The following is a 16418-nucleotide window of genomic DNA, read 5'->3' as shown; positions in this document are numbered from 1 at the left end:
CTGGGCGGCGACTATTTGTCCTTGTCCTTCCCGCCGCCGCTCTCCTCGTCCGCCGGGGTCGTCAGGTCGGCGTCGACATCCTCGAAGATGTCGACGAACTTCTGGCCGTCGATGGCGTCCAGGCTCTCTCCCTGGGTCTTGAACAGGGAGTCGATGGTCTCCTCGAGGGCGTCGTCGATGTCCTTGAAGAGCGTCAGATGGCTCTCGAGGATCCCGTCGAGGGCCGTCACCAGCTCCACCACGGCCTCGTTGACCGCCTGCCCGTGCGTTCCCTCGTCCTTCGCCAGGAATCCGATCGCCAGCGGAACGGGCGTGCCGAACGGGAGTCCGGGAACGCCGTCGTCCTCCCCCTTCAGAGCCTTCATCGAAGGAATCACCGGGGTCGCCGTGCTGTTCTCGGATACCGTTTTGAGCGACTTCCGGAAGTCCGCGAGATCAACCTTCCGGAAATTCTCGAGCCACTCCTTGTTGAGCTGTGTCGGCGGCTGCTTCTTGTCGGCCATGCCCTCGCCCTTTCCCTACCTCACTGTCCGGATGACACAGCGGGCGGCCGCTCCACGAGTTTCCCGACGTGGAACAGCCGCCCGCATGGCGCTGCGATCAGCGGCCAATCTTCACGTCCTGCCAGCTCTGCGTCTGGCTGCGCTCGTTCTGCGTGTACAGGTCGCGGATGTGGTTGAGCGTCTGCGCGTTGTCGCCGAGCCACTTGCTCATGTTCGCGACGGCCTGGTTCCAGGCGGCCTGCTTCTCGTTGTAGGCCTCGCGGTCGTCACCTTCCCAGGACTGCTGGAGCGACTGGAGTTCGTCGTTGAGGCTGCTGATGATCTTCTCGATCTCGCGCGTCTGGAGGCGCATGTCGTCGACCGCGTTGTCGACGTGCGCATAGCTGACATAAATGTATCCGTCAGACATGTTGTCGGGCATCGCTGACCTCTTCTCACTGAGGGGCATGAAAACAGGGGAAGTTGTTCCGGCCCGCGTCGGCCGACGCCGGGCCGCTGGGGCCACCGGCCCCTGACGGTCACCGTCCGGCGGTGCTGCCCATCAGATTGTCGAAAATGGTCGCCGACTGGGAGTACGCCTGGTCGATGGCCTCGTTCGACGACCCCTGAGTCAAACCCTGCTGGGTGAGCGTCTCGTTGAGCTGGTTGATCATGTCCTGAAGGTTCTTGGAGATGATTTCCGCGTGCTCGTCCCAGGAGTCCAGCAGCTTCTGGAAAGCGCCACCGTCACTGCCCTGGAGGGCCTGCATCATGCCGTGCTTCGTGTTCTCGACGTCCTGCCGACGGCTCTGGACACCCGAGAAGGCCATCTCAAGAGCCTGGATGCCGTTCCGTGTCGCCTGTTCTTCTGCCCGCTGCATACTCGACATGGGCGCTGCCCCTTTCCGGTGGATTTCCGCCGCCAGACCCGATGCGCTGACGTGGCTTGCGTAACCGGATGCGGAAGCACCGACATCCAGTTGGTCCAGACATGGATGGTAGGAGGACGACGAGCGATGGGCAATGCCTACCGGGAAGAAACGCGGTAACACATGTGTTTCTGCAAATCTCCCTAGTTTTACGTTGCTTGACGCTCCCGACGAAAGCTCAGGCCATCCTCAAATGTCGATATGCCGATGGTGAAGATTGCTCATTGATCTCATTGGTTCAGCGCCTTCTTGTTGTTTTCACCACACGGTGTCGTCGTCGCCTTGCTCCGGCCGGCGATCGCGGCCGCCGGCGTCAGGTCCGGGCCCGTCGGCAGCATGGACAGCAGCGACGACGGCAGCCGCTGGGCCTGCTCCGTGGTGTAGCCCAGCGCCTCCAGTGACTTGGCCGTCGGCACCCGGTACTTCACCCCGCTGTCCGTCACCAGGTAGACGGTGCTGCCGACGTTCGAGCCGTCCGCGCCGAGGGTGTGCACCAGGGCGCCGCCGCCCGGGGACGTCACGATCCGGTTGACCGTCACACACGCCGGGGTCAGCCCCTCCGGGGCCGCCTGTGCGGCCGGGCCGAGTCGGTCGCTCGCGGCCAGGGTCACGCTGACCCGCGTACCGTCGTCGCCGGACTCGATGCCCACGCACGGGGTCTCGTCCTGGCCGAGATCCACCGCCTTCGGCGGGCTCGCGGGCAGGTCCTCGGTGGTGTCGGCGTCCTCGGCGCCGGGCGCCAGATGGCCGATCACCGCGTCGGCGCCCAGGGTGATAGTGGAGACCGCCCCGCCCGCATACGCCTTCTCCTTGGTCTCCGGGTGGCCCAGGAGCAGCGCGGCGACGGTGGCGTTGACGGGGCTCAGCCCCTCCTTGCGCAGCACGTAGTACCGGGCGTCGCCACCGGGCGCGGCGACCTGGAAGACCTGGCCGATCCTGGTGCTGCCACCGCCCAGGGAGGGTCCCTTGCCACCGCGCCGCGGGATGTCGGGGGCGGCCAGATCGGGTCCCGTGGGCAGCGAGTTGAGCAGCGCCGCCGACACCTTCACCGGGGTGCGGGAGGCGTAGCCGAGGGCTTCGCGGGCGCGGCCGCTGGTGTCCATGCGCAGCTTGCCGCCCCGCCACACCAGGTAGTCGGCCTTGTCGGGCCCGGTGACCAGCAGCCCCTCGACGTCGCTGAGGCCTCTGCCGTCGATGTCCTCGCCGACGGCCACGGCGGTGGCGGTGGAGCCGTCGGTGGTGCCCGAGCACACCTGCCACGGGTCGGTGGTGAGGCTGCTCGGCAGGTCGTCGGGGGCTCCGATGATGCCGACGGGCGCGCCGTGCGGGGTGCCGCTGAGGGACTTGCCGCCCACGGAGGCGGTCTTCATCTTGCTGCCGAGGAGCAGCCGGGCCGAGGTGTAGTTGCGCACCGGGCGCAGCCGTCCGTCGAGGTACAGGTACCTGCCGCCGCTCTCCTTGTTGACCACCAGCGTGCCCTGGGCCCGCCAGGAGTTCTTCACACCGGGCTTGATCAGGCCGAAGACGAAGGATCCCGCGGCGATCAGGATCGCGATGATCACGCTGATGGCCACGCCCCGGTTGGTCCGGCCCTGGGGGCTCTCCGGGGCGTCGGGGTCGGCGCGCAGCATGCCCGAGGTGAGCCGCCCCATGATGAACATGTGCGCCTGGACCTGGTCGCGCTTGGACTGCACTGTGCGTTTCCTCCGGTTCGGGCGGTCAGCCGTTCAGGCCGCGCAGGGCGCTGTACACCCCGAGCACCCACAGGGCCAGCGGCAGCAGGGCGATGGCGGCGGCGGTGTGCAGGATCTCCGCCGCCCGGCCCCAGTACGGCACGAGCCGTCGCCCGGGCACGGTCCAGGAGGCGATGGCGATGCCCGCGGTGGCGGCGAGCAGGCCGGCGGTCAGCAGCAGCCGGCGGTCCGGCGAGTAGGACAGGGCGTTGAACAGGACCAGGAGGAGGAAACCTCCGGCCCCGGGGAGGAAGAGGGAAAGCCGCTGCCATACGTTCCCCAGGCCGCGTCCGTGCAGCAACAGCAGCAGCGAGAGCACGACGGCCATGATGACCTCGGGCAGTCCGCCGTCGTGGGTGAGCTGGGCCAGACAGGCGGCGCAGACGGCGCCCACGGCTCCGTACAGCGAGCTCATCCATCCGTCGGCGAGCACCGCGCGGGCGGCGACCACCGAGGTGGTGTGCGGCTCGATGCCCTCCTGGAGCTGCTGGGCGTTGGTCGGCAGCGGCGGCATGCGCATGCCGGACATCCGGAAGGCCAGCGAGGGGACGAACGCGCCGAGGATGACGGCCACCAGGGCGAGGATGCCGGACACATGGGCCGGCCCCAGGTCGGTGACGACCATCAGGGCCCCGGCGAGGGTGCCGAAGCCCATGACCACGGCGAGACCGAGGTAGAGCGCGGGGAAGGCGCCCACGGCGGCCAGCGCGACGATGGCGCCGCCCGCGCCGGCGGCGCAGGCGGCCAGCATCCGGGCGCCCAGGACCTCGTGGCCGTGCGGGCCGCCGAGGTCTCCTCCGGGCAGCAGCCATCCGGCGAGCGCGAGGTAGGGACCGACCATGAAGCCGAGGACCGCGCCGGCGGCGGCGTCGCCCACCGCGCGGCTGGCCGAGCCCGCCCCGGCGAGCAGCAGCACTCCGGCCGCCGCCGCGCACAGCGCCCGCAGGCCGGTCGAGCCGCCGGGCAGGGCGAGCACGGTGAGCCCGGCCACCAGGGCGGTCACCGCGAAGCCGCGCAGCAGCCGGGTGCTGGCCAGCGGGGACCAGCCGTGCGGGCGGTCCTGCATGGTGGTGGAGATGCCGTCCACCAGGTCGTCGAGGTGGACCTCGGGGAGTGCGTCGATGCGCGGCCGGAGGTAGATCGTCTCGCCGTCGCGCAGGTCGTAGGAGTCGAGGGTGCGCTCCTCGTCCATCGGTTCGCCGCCGAGGCGTTGCAGCACCCAGCCGCCGTGGTCGACTCCGGTCTCCGCCAGGTCGTCGCCGCCGTAGCCGAGGACGGCGGGCAGCAGGTCGGCCACCGGGACGTCCGAGGGCACCGCGAGATCGATGGCCTTGGTCGGCGCGCGTACGGTCAGGCGGCACAGACCGGCCACCTGGTTATCAGTCATCGGGCTGGCTCACGCTTCTTCCGGGGGTCTGCGAAGGGGGTTCCCGGGTTTCCGTTGTGAACGGAGTGGTGGGGGACGGATGATGCTGGCAAGGCAACAGGATATGTATGTGCCACGCGTGTCTCCGTAAGGGTGCACATTACTTGCCCCGTCCATGGACTGGTATACCGGATCGCACAGTTGTTGTTTTCCGGTGGTCTGTGCGGACGCGACGATACGCCACCGACCGAGAGCGTTGCCCCCACCGTTGTCCCACCGTTGTCCCACCGTGAGGAGACCATTCCTTGAGTGTGGTCCTGTTCCGCCGCCCGGCCCGTCGGCGCGGCCCCGAAATGCCCGACGGCGAGCTGAAGCTGCAGGAGCCCCCCACGCTGCCCGAGGTGGTTCCGGACAGCTCCGCCGTCTGGACCTATCTGCCCATGGCGCTCATGTCGGTCTCCATGATGCTGATGTTCATGAGGCCGGGCATGACCGGCAGCGGCGGCAGCCACTTCATGTACCTGGCGATGGGCCTGATGGTGCTGTCCTCGGCCGCCATGATGCTGGGGCAGATGATGCGCAAGGCGAGCGAGCGCAAACAGCGCCTGAAGGGCGAGCGCCGCGACTACCTGCGCTATCTCACCCAGATCCGGCGCAAGGTCCGCGCCGCCGTGGCCGACCAGCAAACAGCGCTGGCGTGGCGGCACCCGCCGCCGTCGGCCCTGTGGTCCCTGGTGGGCACCACCCGGCTGTGGGAACGCCGCCCGCAGGACGAGGACTTCGGCGAGATCCGGGTGGCCGTCGGGGAGCAGAAGCTGGGCCTGCGGCTGACGCCCACGGCCAACACTCCGGTCGAGGACCTGGAGCCGCTGACGGCGCACGCGCTGCGGAGTTTCATCCGGGCCTACTCCACCGTGCCCGAGCAGCCCATCGCCATCTATCTGCGGGCCTGGGCGCGGGTGCTGTTCCGGGGCGACGAGGAGCGGATACGTTCCCTCGCCCGCGCGATCGTCGCCCAGTTGGCGGCCTTCCACGCCCCGGACGACGTGTGGGTGGCGGTGTGCGTGTCGGACGAGCGGCGCGCGGACTGGGAGTGGGTGAAGTGGCTCCCCCACAACCTCCACCCCCAGGAGAACGACGGCGCGGGCCCGGCCCGGATGTTCGTCTCGGCCCTCAACGAGCTGGAGGACCTGCTCGGCGCGGAGTTCTTGGAACGGCCCTCGTTCGACCCGGACGCCTCGCCCGGGCGTGACGAGCCGTACACCGTGATCGTGGTGGACGGCGGCGCGGTCCCCGGCCGCCACCGGCTGGACGGGGCGGGTTTCCGCAACTGCGTCGTGCTCGACCTGACCGGCGCGCTGACCTGGCGCCCCGGGCGGGTCACCCTGCGCTTCGACGTCAGCGAGGACTCCTTCGAGCTGGTCCGCACCGACCGCGAGCGCAAGGAGCAGACCACCCGCCTCGGCCGCCCCGACTCCTTCGGACCGGTCGGTGCCACGGCCCTGGCCAAGCGCCTCGCCCCGTACCGGATGGGCATGGGCGGCGGGGACGCCGCCGAGCCGCTGTCCTCGGACGTCGAACTGACCACCCTGCTGGGCATCTCCGACCTGTACCGCCACGATCCGGAGAGCCTGTGGAAGCAGGCCACCGGGTCCAACCGGCTCAAGGTGCCGATCGCGGTCGGCCCCGACGGCACCCCGGTGGAGCTGGACATCAAGGAGTCCGCGCAGGGCGGCACCGGACCGCACGGCATGCTCATCGGGGCCACCGGCTCCGGCAAGAGCGAGCTGCTGCGCACCCTGGTGCTGGCGCTCGCGCTGTCGAACTCCTCCGAAACACTCAACTTCGTCCTGGTGGACTTCAAGGGTGGCGCCACCTTCCTCGGCCTGGACGAGCTGCCCCACACCTCCGCGGTGATCACCAACCTCGCCGGGGAGGCCGCGCTGGTGGGCCGCATGCAGGACGCCCTGCACGGGGAGCTGATCCGCCGCCAGGAGCTGCTGCGCGCCGCCGGCAACTACACCTCCGCCCTGGACTACGAGAAGGCACGGGCCTCGGGCACCCCGCTGGAGCCGCTGCCCAGCCTGTTCGTGATCGTCGACGAGTTCAGCGAGCTGCTCAGCGCGCACCGCGAGTTCATGGAGCTGTTCGTGATGATCGGACGGCTCGGGCGCAGCCTCGGCGTCCATCTGCTGCTCGCCTCGCAGCGGCTGGACGAGGGGCGGATGCACCAGCTCGAGAGCCACCTGTCGTACCGCATCGGTCTGCGCACCTTCTCCGCCATGGAGAGTCGCGGTGTGCTGGGTGTGCCCGACGCCTACCAGCTGCCGCCGCAGCCCGGCAGCGGCTACCTCAAGTCGGGTGTGGAGGCGCTGACCCGGTTCCGCGCCGCGTATGTCTCCGGCCCGTACCAGCAGCGGCGCAGCCGGGCCAACCAGGCGCGGGTGGCCAGCCAGACGGTGCCGTGGACGGCGGCGTACGTGGTGCCCCGCCAGCTGCCCGACGTGCCCGAGCCCGAGCCGGAGCCGGAGGAGGAGACCGGGGACACGCTGCTGTCGGTCGCCGTGGAGCGGCTGCTGGGCGCCGGGCCCCCCGCCCACCAGGTGTGGCTGCCGCCGCTCGACCTGCCCGCGACGCTGGACCAGGTGCTGCCGCCGCTGACACCCGACCCGGAGCTGGGTCTCACCACGGTCGGCTCGCCGCTGCGCGGTCGGCTGACGGTGCCGATCGGCATCGTGGACAAGCCCTTCGAGCAGCTGCGCGACCTGCTGACCATCGACCTGTCGGGGGTCGGCGGCCACGTGGCCATCGCGGGCGGTCCGCAGAGCGGCAAGAGCACCATGGTGCGGACGATCCTGACCGCGCTGGCCCTCACCCACACCCCGCGCGAAGTGCAGTTCTACTGCCTGGACTTCGGTGGTGGCACGCTGGCGCCGCTGGCCGATCTGCCGCACACCGCGGGGGTCGCGGCGCGGCTGGACAGCGAGCGGGTGGGCCGTACGATCTCCGAGGTCACCTCGCTGCTGGCCGACCGCGAGCGGTTCTTCCTGACCCACGGCATCGACTCCATGGCGACCTACCGCCGCCGCCGGGCGGCGGGTGAGTTCGCGGACCAGCCGCACGGCGATGTGTTCCTCGTGATCGACGGCTGGTCCACCGTGCGCCAGGACTACGACCGCAACGTCCAGACGTTCGCCGCCATCGCCGCCCGCGGCCTCAACTACGGCATCCACCTGATCGTGACCACCGCCCGCTGGGTGGAGCTCACCGCGGCCGTGCGCGACCAGGCGGGCACCCACCTCGAGCTGCGGATGGGCGATGCCATGGACTCCGAGATCGACACCCGCCGCGCCGCCACCGTGCCGCGCATCCCGGGCCGCGGTCTCACCCGGGAGGGCAAGCTGCACTACCTCACCGCGCTCCCCCGCATCGACGGGATGGAGTCGGCCGAGGACCTGTCGGACGGGGTGTCCGGTCTGGTGTCGGCGGTCAAGGAGAGCTGGCCGGGCCCGGTGGCCCCGCGGGTGCGGATGCTGCCGACCGAACTGCCCGCGCGGCAGCTTCCCCCGGCGGGTGGTGACTTCCGGGTGCCGATCGGCCTGGAGGAGGAGCGGCTGTCGGTCGTCTGGCACGACTTCAGCGAGAGCCCGCACCTGCTCGTGGTGGGTGACACCGAGAGCGGCAAGACCAATCTGCTGCGGCTGATGGCCAAGGCCATCATGGACCGGTACACCCCCGCCGAGGCGCGGATCATGCTGGTGGACTACCGCCGTGACCTGGTGGAGGCGGTGCCGGAGGAATACCGCCTGGCGCACGCGGTGTCCATGGACGCGCTGCGGGACATGATCGACGGGGCGGCGCGGGCGGTGCAGACCCGGGTGCCGGGCCCGGACATCGCCCCGGGCCGGATGAAGCAGGCCGACTGGTGGACCGGGCCGCGGCTGTTCATCCTGGTGGACGACTACGACATGCTGGGCGCCGGCATCGGCAACGCGCCGTTCGACCCGCTGCTCAACCATCTCGCGCTGGGCTGGGAGGTCGGGCTGCACATCATCGTCACCCGCTCCGCCACCGGTGCCGGACGCGGGCTGAACGAGATGCTCATGCGGCGGCTGCTGGAGGTCAACACGCCCGCCCTGCTGATGTCCTGCCCGCCCTCGGAGGGCTATCTGCTGGGCAACGTCAAGGGCCGGATCATGAACCCGGGCCGGGCCATCCGGGTCGCCCGCCGCAAGACCACACAGGTCCAGACGGCGCTCGTGGACCCCGTGGAAAACCCATAGGCACCGAGTAAATCCCGTAAACGGTTCCGCCCCCGGTGCACGGCACCGGGGGCGGTTCCGGTTCTCGGCGAGGAATCGGGCGGAGGCATTCGGGCCGAGGCAATCCGAGGCATTCGGGCTGAGGTATTCGGGCCGGGCCGTCCGATCGGCTTGTCCAGCCGGGTCCCCGGAATGCCGGCCGCGCATGTCTAGGGAAATCCCCAGTGTCCGGAGGCGATCCGCGGTGTCTAGGGAAATCCCCAGAACTACGCGGCGGGAAGAGGGGTGACGCGGAGGCCGGGGGTGCTTCGGGCCGCCGCGCCCGCCTCAGGCCGCCGGCCGGTCCTCCCGGCCCGCCGGGCGCCAGCCCCGGGCCCGGCCGCGCGGGATCACCACCGCCGCGGCCGCCACCAGCAGCACCGCTCCGCCACCCGCGCCCGCGATCAGCAGCGCGCGGTCCCGCGGCCCCGGAGGGGCGGCCGGCGGAACCTTCGCGGGCGCCGGACGGGGGGTGGCTCCCTGCCGGTCGGTCAGGACGGCGGTCACCGCCGCGTACGGGTCCAGCCGCGGCGGGACCGCCGGATAGGCCGCCGTGACGAGCTGGCGGGAGACCTCGGCGGCGCTCATCCGCGGGTACCGCGCACGCACCAACGCCGCCGCCCCGGCGACGTTCGCCGCCGCCAGCGAGGAGCCGGAGCCGATGAAGTGGCCGGAGCCGCGCGGGCCGACGCTGACCACCGCGTCCCCCGGCGCCGCCAGGTCCGCCCCGTCCTTGTTCGGCGCGTTCTCCGGGCGGGTGCCGTCCGGGCCGTAGTCCATGACCGACAGCACCCCGGGCGCGGCCGCGGGCCAGTACCAGGGCGCGGGCTCGGCCGGCTCGCGGGTCTTCGGGTCGTCGGGCATCGCGTCCGGGGCGAAGGGGGCGACGACCAGGGCGTCGTGCCGTGTCGCGTACGCCACGGCGGCGGTCAGCACGGCCCTCCCGGTGGGCACCGCGCGGCCCACGTAGACGACCTTCGCGCCGCCGTCGACCGCGGCCCGGATCCCGTTCGCCAGCCGCTCCGCCGTGGGATTGCCGCGGGTGTCCGTACCGCGCACCGCGAGGATCCGCGCCGCGGGCGCCACGCCCGCCACCCCCGAGCCCTCGCCGGGCGCGGCGGCGATCAGGCCGGCGGCGAAACTGCCGTGCCCCACGCAGTCGGTGCCCGCGCCGCCGTCCGCGGTGACCCGGCCGGCCAGGGCGGGGATGTCCGTACCGACACCGGTGTCCACCACCCCCACGGTCACGCCGTGGCCGTCCGTCAGCCGCCAGCTGCGCCGCAGACCGAGCGCCTGCCGCGTCCACGGCTCGTCGCGGGCCGTCTCGCCGGACGCCTTGGTACACGGCTCGTCGGGGGCCAGGACGGCCGGGACGGCGGGCAGCTCGACGGAGTCCGCCGCGGCGGCGGGGGGAGCCTGGGCGGCCAGGGGCGCCACGGCCAGCAGGGCGGCGGCCACCGCCCGCGCCACCGTACGGCGATGAGAACGGGCACGTCGCATGGCGCGCACGATACGCGCGGGACATCACCACGCGGTAACGTACCCCGGGTACGAACTGCCGCGCCGCGCCGCGGAAGCGGGTCCGCCGCCGATCTTCGGACCGGTGCCGGAGGCACCTGGATGACGGTGCCGCGGTCCCGTAGCCTTTCCCCCGCATGCTCGTCCCTCTTCCCCCGGCTTCCAGCGAGCCCGGGCTTCGGGCACCGAGGGCCGGCGGCGGCATCACAACGAGGAGGTCCCAGCGTGTCACGGCAGTTGCTCACGGTCGGTCCGGACCAGCCGGAGGGCTTCCGGACGATCGGCGAGGCCCTGGAGAAGGCGCGCGCGGGAGCGGTGATACGCGTCCGGCCCGGCCGCTACCGCGAGAACCTCACCGTTCGCACGCGCATCACCATCGCCGGGGACGGGGAGCGCGGCAGCGTGGAGATCTGCCCACCCCGGGGCACCGCCGTGGTGCTCGTCGCGGACGCGGTGATGCTCACCGACCTGACCCTGCGGGGTGGCAACGAGGACCTGCCGGTGGTGGACGCGCCCCGGGGCCAGGTGGCCATGGACGGCTGCACCGTGGTGGGTTCGGGCTGGACGGCCGTCCTCGCCCGCGAGACGGGCTCGGTGGCCATCCGGGACTGCCGGATCTCCAATCCCGAGGGCGCCGGGGTCGTGGACACCGCGCCCACCGGCAGCGTGGTCGCCGACTCCCTCCTCGAGCACCTCGGCACCTCCGCCGTGGTCCTCGGCGAGCAGGCCCGCACCACGGTACGGGGCTGCCGGATCCGCGACGCCCAGGGCAACGGCATCCTGGCCAACGGCGAGGCGCAGGGCCGGGTGGAGGACTGCGACGTCACCGCGACCGAGAAGCCCGCCATCGCGCTGGAGGGCAAGTGCGCCACCCATGTGCTGCGCGCCCGGGTGCACGACACCTCGGTCGGGGTCTACATCACCAGCAGCTCGCGGCCCACCCTCGAAGAGGTCACGGTCACCGACACCACCGGCCCCGGCATCGTCCTGTCCTCCGGCGCCGACCCCGAGGTGCTGCGCTGCGTCACCTCCCGCACCAAGGGCAACGGGCTCGCGGTCACCGAGCGCTCCCGCGGCACCTTCCAGGACTGCGCGTTCGACACCGCGACCGCCCCCGCGATCCGGGTCATCGGCTCCAGCGCGCCGCTGCTCACCGGCACCACCGTGCGCGACTGCGCCGACAAGACCGCGTCCGTGCTGCTGGCCGAGGGGTCCTCGGCGGAGTTCGACCGGCTGGAGGTGGCCGACGCCGCCGGGGTCGGCATCTCCATCCGTACCAACGCCAATCCCCTGCTGAGCCGGGCTCGGGTGTCCGACGCCCGCGGCCATGGCCTGGAGGTGGCCGAGGACGGCCGCGGGCGGCTGGAGGTGTGCACGGTCGAGAACGCGGAGGGCGCCGGCATCCGCATCTCCGACGGCGGCGCCCCCGACCTCCGCGACTGCGCGGTGCGCGGGACGGCCCAGGCCGGGATCTCGGTCGGCTCCGGGGGCCGCGCCACCCTCAGCGACAGCGAGGTCCGCTCCAGCGCCACCTCCGCCCTGCACGTGGAGGGCGGAGGCGAGGTGACCGCGCGCCGCCTCCACCTGGCCGAGTCCGGCGCCCACGGCGTCCTGGTCGCCGAGGGCGGCCGGGCCACGCTGGAGGCCTGCCAGGTCACCGGCAGCACCGGCGACGGCATCCGGGTCGACAGCGCCGAGAAGGTCACCCTCACCGGCTGCACCACCCGCGACAACCGTGGCGCGGGACTCAAGCAGTCACGTCCCAGCGACCGTCTCACCGTCGAGGGGCTGGACAGCAGCGGCAACGCGGCCGAGGACGCCTGGGGCGAGACCGCCGGCGGGATCGGCGCCGAACCGGCCGCGGGCGGCGGGACGAAGAAGCCGGAGGGCCCGCTGGAGGAGCTGGAGTCGCTCATCGGCCTGGCCGACGTCAAACACCAGGTGCGCACCCTGATCAACCTCAACCAGCTCGCCCAGCGCCGCGCCAGCCTCGGCATGCCCGCCCCGCCGATGAGCCGCCACCTGGTGTTCTCCGGCCCGCCCGGCACCGGCAAGACCACCGTCGCCCGGCTCTACGGCGGCATCCTCGCCGACCTCGGCGTCCTGCGCTCCGGCCATCTGGTGGAGGTCTCCCGGGCCGACCTCGTCGCCCAGATCATCGGCGGTACGGCCATCAAGACCACCGAGGCGTTCAACGAGGCCCTGGGCGGTGTGCTGTTCATCGACGAGGCGTACACCCTGCTCTCCGACAGCAAGGGCTCCGGGGCCGACTTCGGCCAGGAGGCCATCGACACCCTGCTGAAGCTCATGGAGGACCACCGCGACGACGTGGTCGTCATCGCCGCCGGATACACCGACGAGATGACCACCTTCCTCAGCTCCAACCCCGGTCTGGCCTCCCGGTTCACCCGCACCATCGAGTTCGCCAACTACTCGGTGGACGAGCTGGTCACCATCACCGAGTCCATGTGCGCGGCGCACCGGTACGAACTCGACCCGAGCACCCTGGGCGCGCTCGCCCGCCTCTACGAGCGGATGCCGCGCGACTCCACGTTCGGCAACGGCCGTGCCGCGCGCCGGGTGTTCGAGGAGATGGTGGACCGGCAGGCGTTCCGCCTCGGCTCGATGGCCAACCCGGCCGAGGCGGACCTCACCCTGCTGCTGCCCGAGGACGTCGCCGACGACGCGGACGTCAGCGGCGCGGACGGGGCCCGCAACTCCAAGGACCTGCTGACCGAGCTGGACGCGATGGTCGGCCTCGGCGCGGTCAAGCGCGAGGTGACCGACCTGGTCAACCTGCTGGAGGCCACCCGGCAGCGGCAGGCCGCCGGCCTGCCCACCCCGAAGATCAGCCACCATCTGATCTTCTCCGGCCCGCCCGGCACCGGTAAGACCACCGTCGCCCGGCTCTACGCGGACCTGCTGCACTCCCTCGGCGTGCTGAAGACCGGTCAGCTGGTGGAGGTGGCCCGCGCCGACCTGGTCGGCCGCTACGTGGGACACACCGCGCAGCTCACCAAGGAGGTGTTCGAGCGCGCCTTCGGCGGGGTGCTGTTCATCGACGAGGCGTACACCCTCACCCCCGAGGGGGCGGGCTCCGACTTCGGCCAGGAGGCAGTCGACACCCTGCTGAAGCTCATGGAGGACCACCGCGACGAGGTCGTGGTCATCGCCGCCGGATACACCGAGGAGATGCGCCGCTTCCTGGCCTCCAACCCCGGTCTGGCCTCGCGCTTCAGCCGCACCGTCGAGTTCGAGCACTACACCTCGGAGGAGCTGGTCACCATCATGAGCAGCTACGCGGCCGGCTCCGGCTACGACTGCCCCGAGGAGACCCTGGCGGCGCTGCGCGCCTATGTGGACCTCATCCCGCGCGACCGCTCCTTCGGCAACGCGCGCACCGCCCGCCAGCTGCTGGAGGCGATGATGACGCGCCAGGCCCGGCGCATCGGCGCCATGGCCGCGCCCGGCCTGGAGGACCTGCGGCTGCTGCTGCCCGACGACCTGCCGACGGGCTCCGCGCAGCCCGCCGGCTGATCATCCGCCGCTACGAGGAGGCCGTCTCCGCGGGGACGGCCTCCGTGTCCTGCCCGGGGTCGGTGGCGTCCTTCCCGGGGTCGGTGGCCAGGATGAACTCGTACAGGTCCTCGTGGGTGCGCGCCCGGCCACCCGCGTCCACCTCGGCGTTCCACCGCTCCACCAGGTCCAGGTGCTCGCGCCACGCCGCTCGGTTGCGCATGATGTCGCGCCGGTAGGCGACCAGGTCCATGGTGGCCAGGTTCCAGGAGTCCGGGCCGCCGCACAGGGTCTTCTCGCGGATGCCCACCGAGCCCTGGTCGAGCGCGGCCGGGAAGGTGGCGCACACCATCGGGCGGTGGACGTACGCGCCGCAACGCGCCTTGCCCGGGGCGATCTCCATCAGGAACACGCACCCCTTGGTGACCGGCCGGTGCAGCAGGTGGAGGTCGTACAGCGGGCCGCCGGGCCGGAAGCGGAAGTCGCTGTTGTCCTCCTCCTTGCCCTCCTTCAGGTAGACGAACTCCCTGGGGTGGAGGGCCATCCCGGACGCGAGCCTGCGGACGTCCGCGACGGTCACCGCGACGTTGTACTCCCGGCAGCACCTGCCCTCGCAGTCGGCGCAGCCCGCCAGGTTCGCCCCGCCGTTCACGCGACCACGTCCTCGGGCCAGGGCGTACCGGCCTCGCGCGCGGCCTGCGCCTCCAGCAGATAGCGCTGGAAGTCCTCGACGTCCGGCGGTGTTTCGGCCTTCTCGGCCAGCGTGTTCCAGCGGGCGACCAGCTCGAACCAGTGGTCCCGGTCGGCGATCCACTGACGCTCCGCCGCCGCCAGCTCCTCCTCGTCGAGCCGGTGTCCGCCCTCGCCCGCCGGCTCGGCCTTCCCGCCGGGCACCGAGGGGAACATGCGGCAGGACACGGGCGCGAGTTCGCCCAGCCCGCAGCGGCCGGTCCCCTCGAGGGTGCGTATGTGGAAGACGCAGCCATGGGCGGCGTTGGCCACCCGCAGGTTCACCCGGCGCCGCGCGTTGTCCAGCACCACCCCGGTCGGGTCGTTGGCGGCGGCCGGCGCGGTCTGTGTGAAGTGCCACGGCTCGAGGGCCAGGGTGCGGGCGATGCGGACCAGATCCGCACCGGTGACGTAACGCGGCCCGCGGTAGCACAGCGCCTTCGCTCGGGAGGTCTGCCATTGGGCTTCGGGGCCCGCGATGCTGTCCACTGTCAATCCATCGTCCCCTTCGCACAGGGCGAAACGCACAGCTTGTCAACGTAGTCGCCAGCGAGCGTAGCCGATGGGCAGTGGGTGGCCGGGCGCCACAACTCTGGGGATCTCCCTGGAAATCCGCGCCGCGGTGGCCGTGAGATACCGGCCGGCCCGGGTCAGCGCGGGTCGCCGGGGACGTCCTCCGGGGCGAGAAGTACGGCGATCCGGCTGCTGTGGGTGACGGCGTCGCTGACCCGGGGGTTGAGGAGGGCTTCGAGGGCCCCTCGGTGGTGGGGGCTGAGGACCAGAAGGTCGGCCTGCCACTCCTCGGCGGCGGAGGAGATGGTGGTGGCTATCTGAGTGGTCAGGGCGTCGGCGAGGGTGCCCTCGGCGTCGACGCCCGCGTCACGCAGCGAGGCGACGGCCTCGTCGAGGATGGCCTTGGCCTCCGCGTCCTCCTCCAGGGAGACCACGGCGGCGATCGTCGCCATGGAGGCGGCCACGTGCAGAACGCTGACCTTGCCCCCGGTCAGCCCGGCCATGTCGCCGGCCAGGCGTACGGCGGAGTGGCGGGCGGGGCTGGAATCGACAGCCACGAGAATCCGCTGGAACATTGCTTTCGTCCTTTTCAGATGTGAGGCCGCGAGGGGACGCCGTACTCGCCGACGGCGGGCGATGCCGCGACGGTTTCTCCGTCACCCTATGCCGGGCCGCGGCGGCCCGGTTGCCGGTGAGCGCACGGGGGTTTGTCCGGCAGCGCACCGGTCACAGCGCCATGCACAGCCGCCGGGCGTCGAGGATCGCGGCGTGTATGTTGCGGTGGGCGACCGCGTCGCCGATGCGGAACAGCTGGTAGTCGCCGTCCGGGTGGGCCACCGTGGTCTGCGGCCGGCCCTCGGTCAGGGCGGCCGGATCGGTCTCCCCGAGGTTTCACGAGCCGGCCCTGATTGGGGAAGCTGCGGTGCGCGCGCTCGCGCACCGCGGACGGGCCGACCGCCGGCAGCCACCGGTCGATGTCCCACTTGGAGCGGCGCCCCAGATGCGTGACCTGCAACATGATCGCGGCGCCGTGCTCATGCACCCGCTCGGAGATCGAGCGGTAGAACGGCAGCACCGCGTCGTCCCCGGCGTCGATCTGGTCGAACACGTTCGCGGAGTCGGGGGCGACGTTGCTCGATCCCCCGATGATCGTCAGAGCGATGCCGCCCTTGGCCTTCTCCTCGTGGTACAGCGCGTACCGCGGCCCCGGGGCGCCGCCGTCGAGATAGCCGGACGGTGCGTGTCCGGTGCTGTAAATGCGGTTCCTCAGCAGCAGGTTGTTCACCCGCAACGGCTGCAGGACCGGGTCGTTCCGGCTCACTGGGGAAGGC

At 71.7% G+C, this 16418-nt stretch carries 12 protein-coding genes; 2 read left to right on the top strand and 10 right to left on the bottom strand.

What is annotated here, in order from left to right:
- Positions 1-11 precede the first annotated feature (11 nt).
- The 5 genes from ABFY07_RS03920 to eccD form a co-directional block, all read right to left on the bottom strand.
- A complete protein-coding gene (locus ABFY07_RS03920) occupies positions 12-503 on the bottom strand; it encodes a type VII secretion system-associated protein (RefSeq protein WP_346173063.1) in 492 nt (163 codons plus the stop codon).
- Between the two features lie 97 nt (positions 504-600).
- Positions 601-924, bottom strand: a complete 324-nt coding sequence (locus ABFY07_RS03915; protein ID WP_065967929.1) for a WXG100 family type VII secretion target — start codon at positions 922-924, stop codon at positions 601-603.
- Positions 925-1021: 97 nt separating this feature from the next.
- A complete protein-coding gene (locus ABFY07_RS03910; RefSeq protein WP_346173062.1) occupies positions 1022-1372 on the bottom strand; it encodes a hypothetical protein in 351 nt (116 codons plus the stop codon).
- 269 nt (positions 1373-1641) lie between these two features.
- The gene (gene eccB / locus ABFY07_RS03905) at positions 1642-3105 is read right to left on the bottom strand and encodes a type VII secretion protein EccB (protein WP_346173061.1); all 1464 of its coding nucleotides are present in this window, start codon (positions 3103-3105) and stop codon (positions 1642-1644) included.
- 25 nt (positions 3106-3130) lie between these two features.
- Entirely contained in the window at positions 3131-4531 is a 1401-nt protein-coding gene (gene eccD / locus ABFY07_RS03900) for a type VII secretion integral membrane protein EccD (protein WP_346173060.1), read from the bottom strand.
- Between the two features lie 290 nt (positions 4532-4821).
- Here eccD and eccCa point away from each other — a divergent pair, with 290 nt between their 5' ends.
- Positions 4822-8793, top strand: coding sequence for a type VII secretion protein EccCa (gene eccCa / locus ABFY07_RS03895; protein WP_346173124.1), 3972 nt, complete (start codon positions 4822-4824; stop codon positions 8791-8793).
- Between the two features lie 306 nt (positions 8794-9099).
- Here eccCa and ABFY07_RS03890 read toward each other — a convergent pair whose 3' ends face one another.
- On the bottom strand, positions 9100-10311 hold the full coding sequence (locus ABFY07_RS03890; protein WP_346173059.1) for a S8 family serine peptidase: 1212 nt from the start codon (positions 10309-10311) through the stop codon (positions 9100-9102).
- A 243-nt stretch (positions 10312-10554) separates the two neighbouring features.
- Here ABFY07_RS03890 and ABFY07_RS03885 point away from each other — a divergent pair, with 243 nt between their 5' ends.
- Positions 10555-13866: a right-handed parallel beta-helix repeat-containing protein gene (locus ABFY07_RS03885; protein ID WP_346173058.1), complete on the top strand. Its 3312-nt coding sequence runs from the start codon at positions 10555-10557 to the stop codon at positions 13864-13866.
- Between the two features lie 10 nt (positions 13867-13876).
- Here the strand turns inward: ABFY07_RS03885 and ABFY07_RS03880 are convergent, their stop codons facing one another.
- From ABFY07_RS03880 to ABFY07_RS03865, 4 genes are all read right to left on the bottom strand, one after another.
- On the bottom strand, positions 13877-14497 hold the full coding sequence (locus ABFY07_RS03880; RefSeq protein ID WP_346173057.1) for a YkgJ family cysteine cluster protein: 621 nt from the start codon (positions 14495-14497) through the stop codon (positions 13877-13879).
- Complete coding sequence (locus tag ABFY07_RS03875) at positions 14494-15063, bottom strand: hypothetical protein (protein ID WP_346173056.1); 570 nt, start codon at positions 15061-15063, stop codon at positions 14494-14496. The genes ABFY07_RS03880 and ABFY07_RS03875 overlap by 4 nt, the downstream gene beginning before the upstream one ends.
- Positions 15064-15224: 161 nt before the next feature.
- Entirely contained in the window at positions 15225-15662 is a 438-nt protein-coding gene (locus ABFY07_RS03870; RefSeq protein ID WP_346173055.1) for a universal stress protein, read from the bottom strand.
- 86 nt (positions 15663-15748) lie between these two features.
- Positions 15749-16408, bottom strand: coding sequence for an oxidoreductase (locus ABFY07_RS03865; protein ID WP_346173054.1), 660 nt, complete (start codon positions 16406-16408; stop codon positions 15749-15751).
- Between the last annotated feature and the right edge of the window lie 10 nt (positions 16409-16418).

It is taken from the genome of Streptomyces sparsogenes subsp. cuspidosporus, assembly GCF_039532705.1.
GTDB lineage: Bacteria > Actinomycetota > Actinomycetes > Streptomycetales > Streptomycetaceae > Streptomyces > Streptomyces sparsogenes.
This window is presented reverse-complemented; position numbering and strand designations above follow the sequence as displayed.

Excerpts from the sequence above, each read along its gene's own strand:
- ABFY07_RS03920 (WP_346173063.1), bottom strand. The coding sequence starts at position 503 with ATGGCCGACAAGAAGCAGCCGCCGACACAGCTCAACAAGGAGTGGCTC.
- ABFY07_RS03915 (WP_065967929.1), bottom strand. The coding sequence starts at position 924 with ATGCCCGACAACATGTCTGACGGATACATTTATGTCAGCTATGCGCAC.
- ABFY07_RS03910 (WP_346173062.1), bottom strand. The coding sequence starts at position 1,372 with ATGTCGAGTATGCAGCGGGCAGAAGAACAGGCGACACGGAACGGCATC.
- eccD (WP_346173060.1), bottom strand. The coding sequence starts at position 4,531 with ATGACTGATAACCAGGTGGCCGGTCTGTGCCGCCTGACCGTACGCGCG.
- ABFY07_RS03890 (WP_346173059.1), bottom strand. The coding sequence starts at position 10,311 with ATGCGACGTGCCCGTTCTCATCGCCGTACGGTGGCGCGGGCGGTGGCC.
- ABFY07_RS03870 (WP_346173055.1), bottom strand. The coding sequence starts at position 15,662 with ATGTTCCAGCGGATTCTCGTGGCTGTCGATTCCAGCCCCGCCCGCCAC.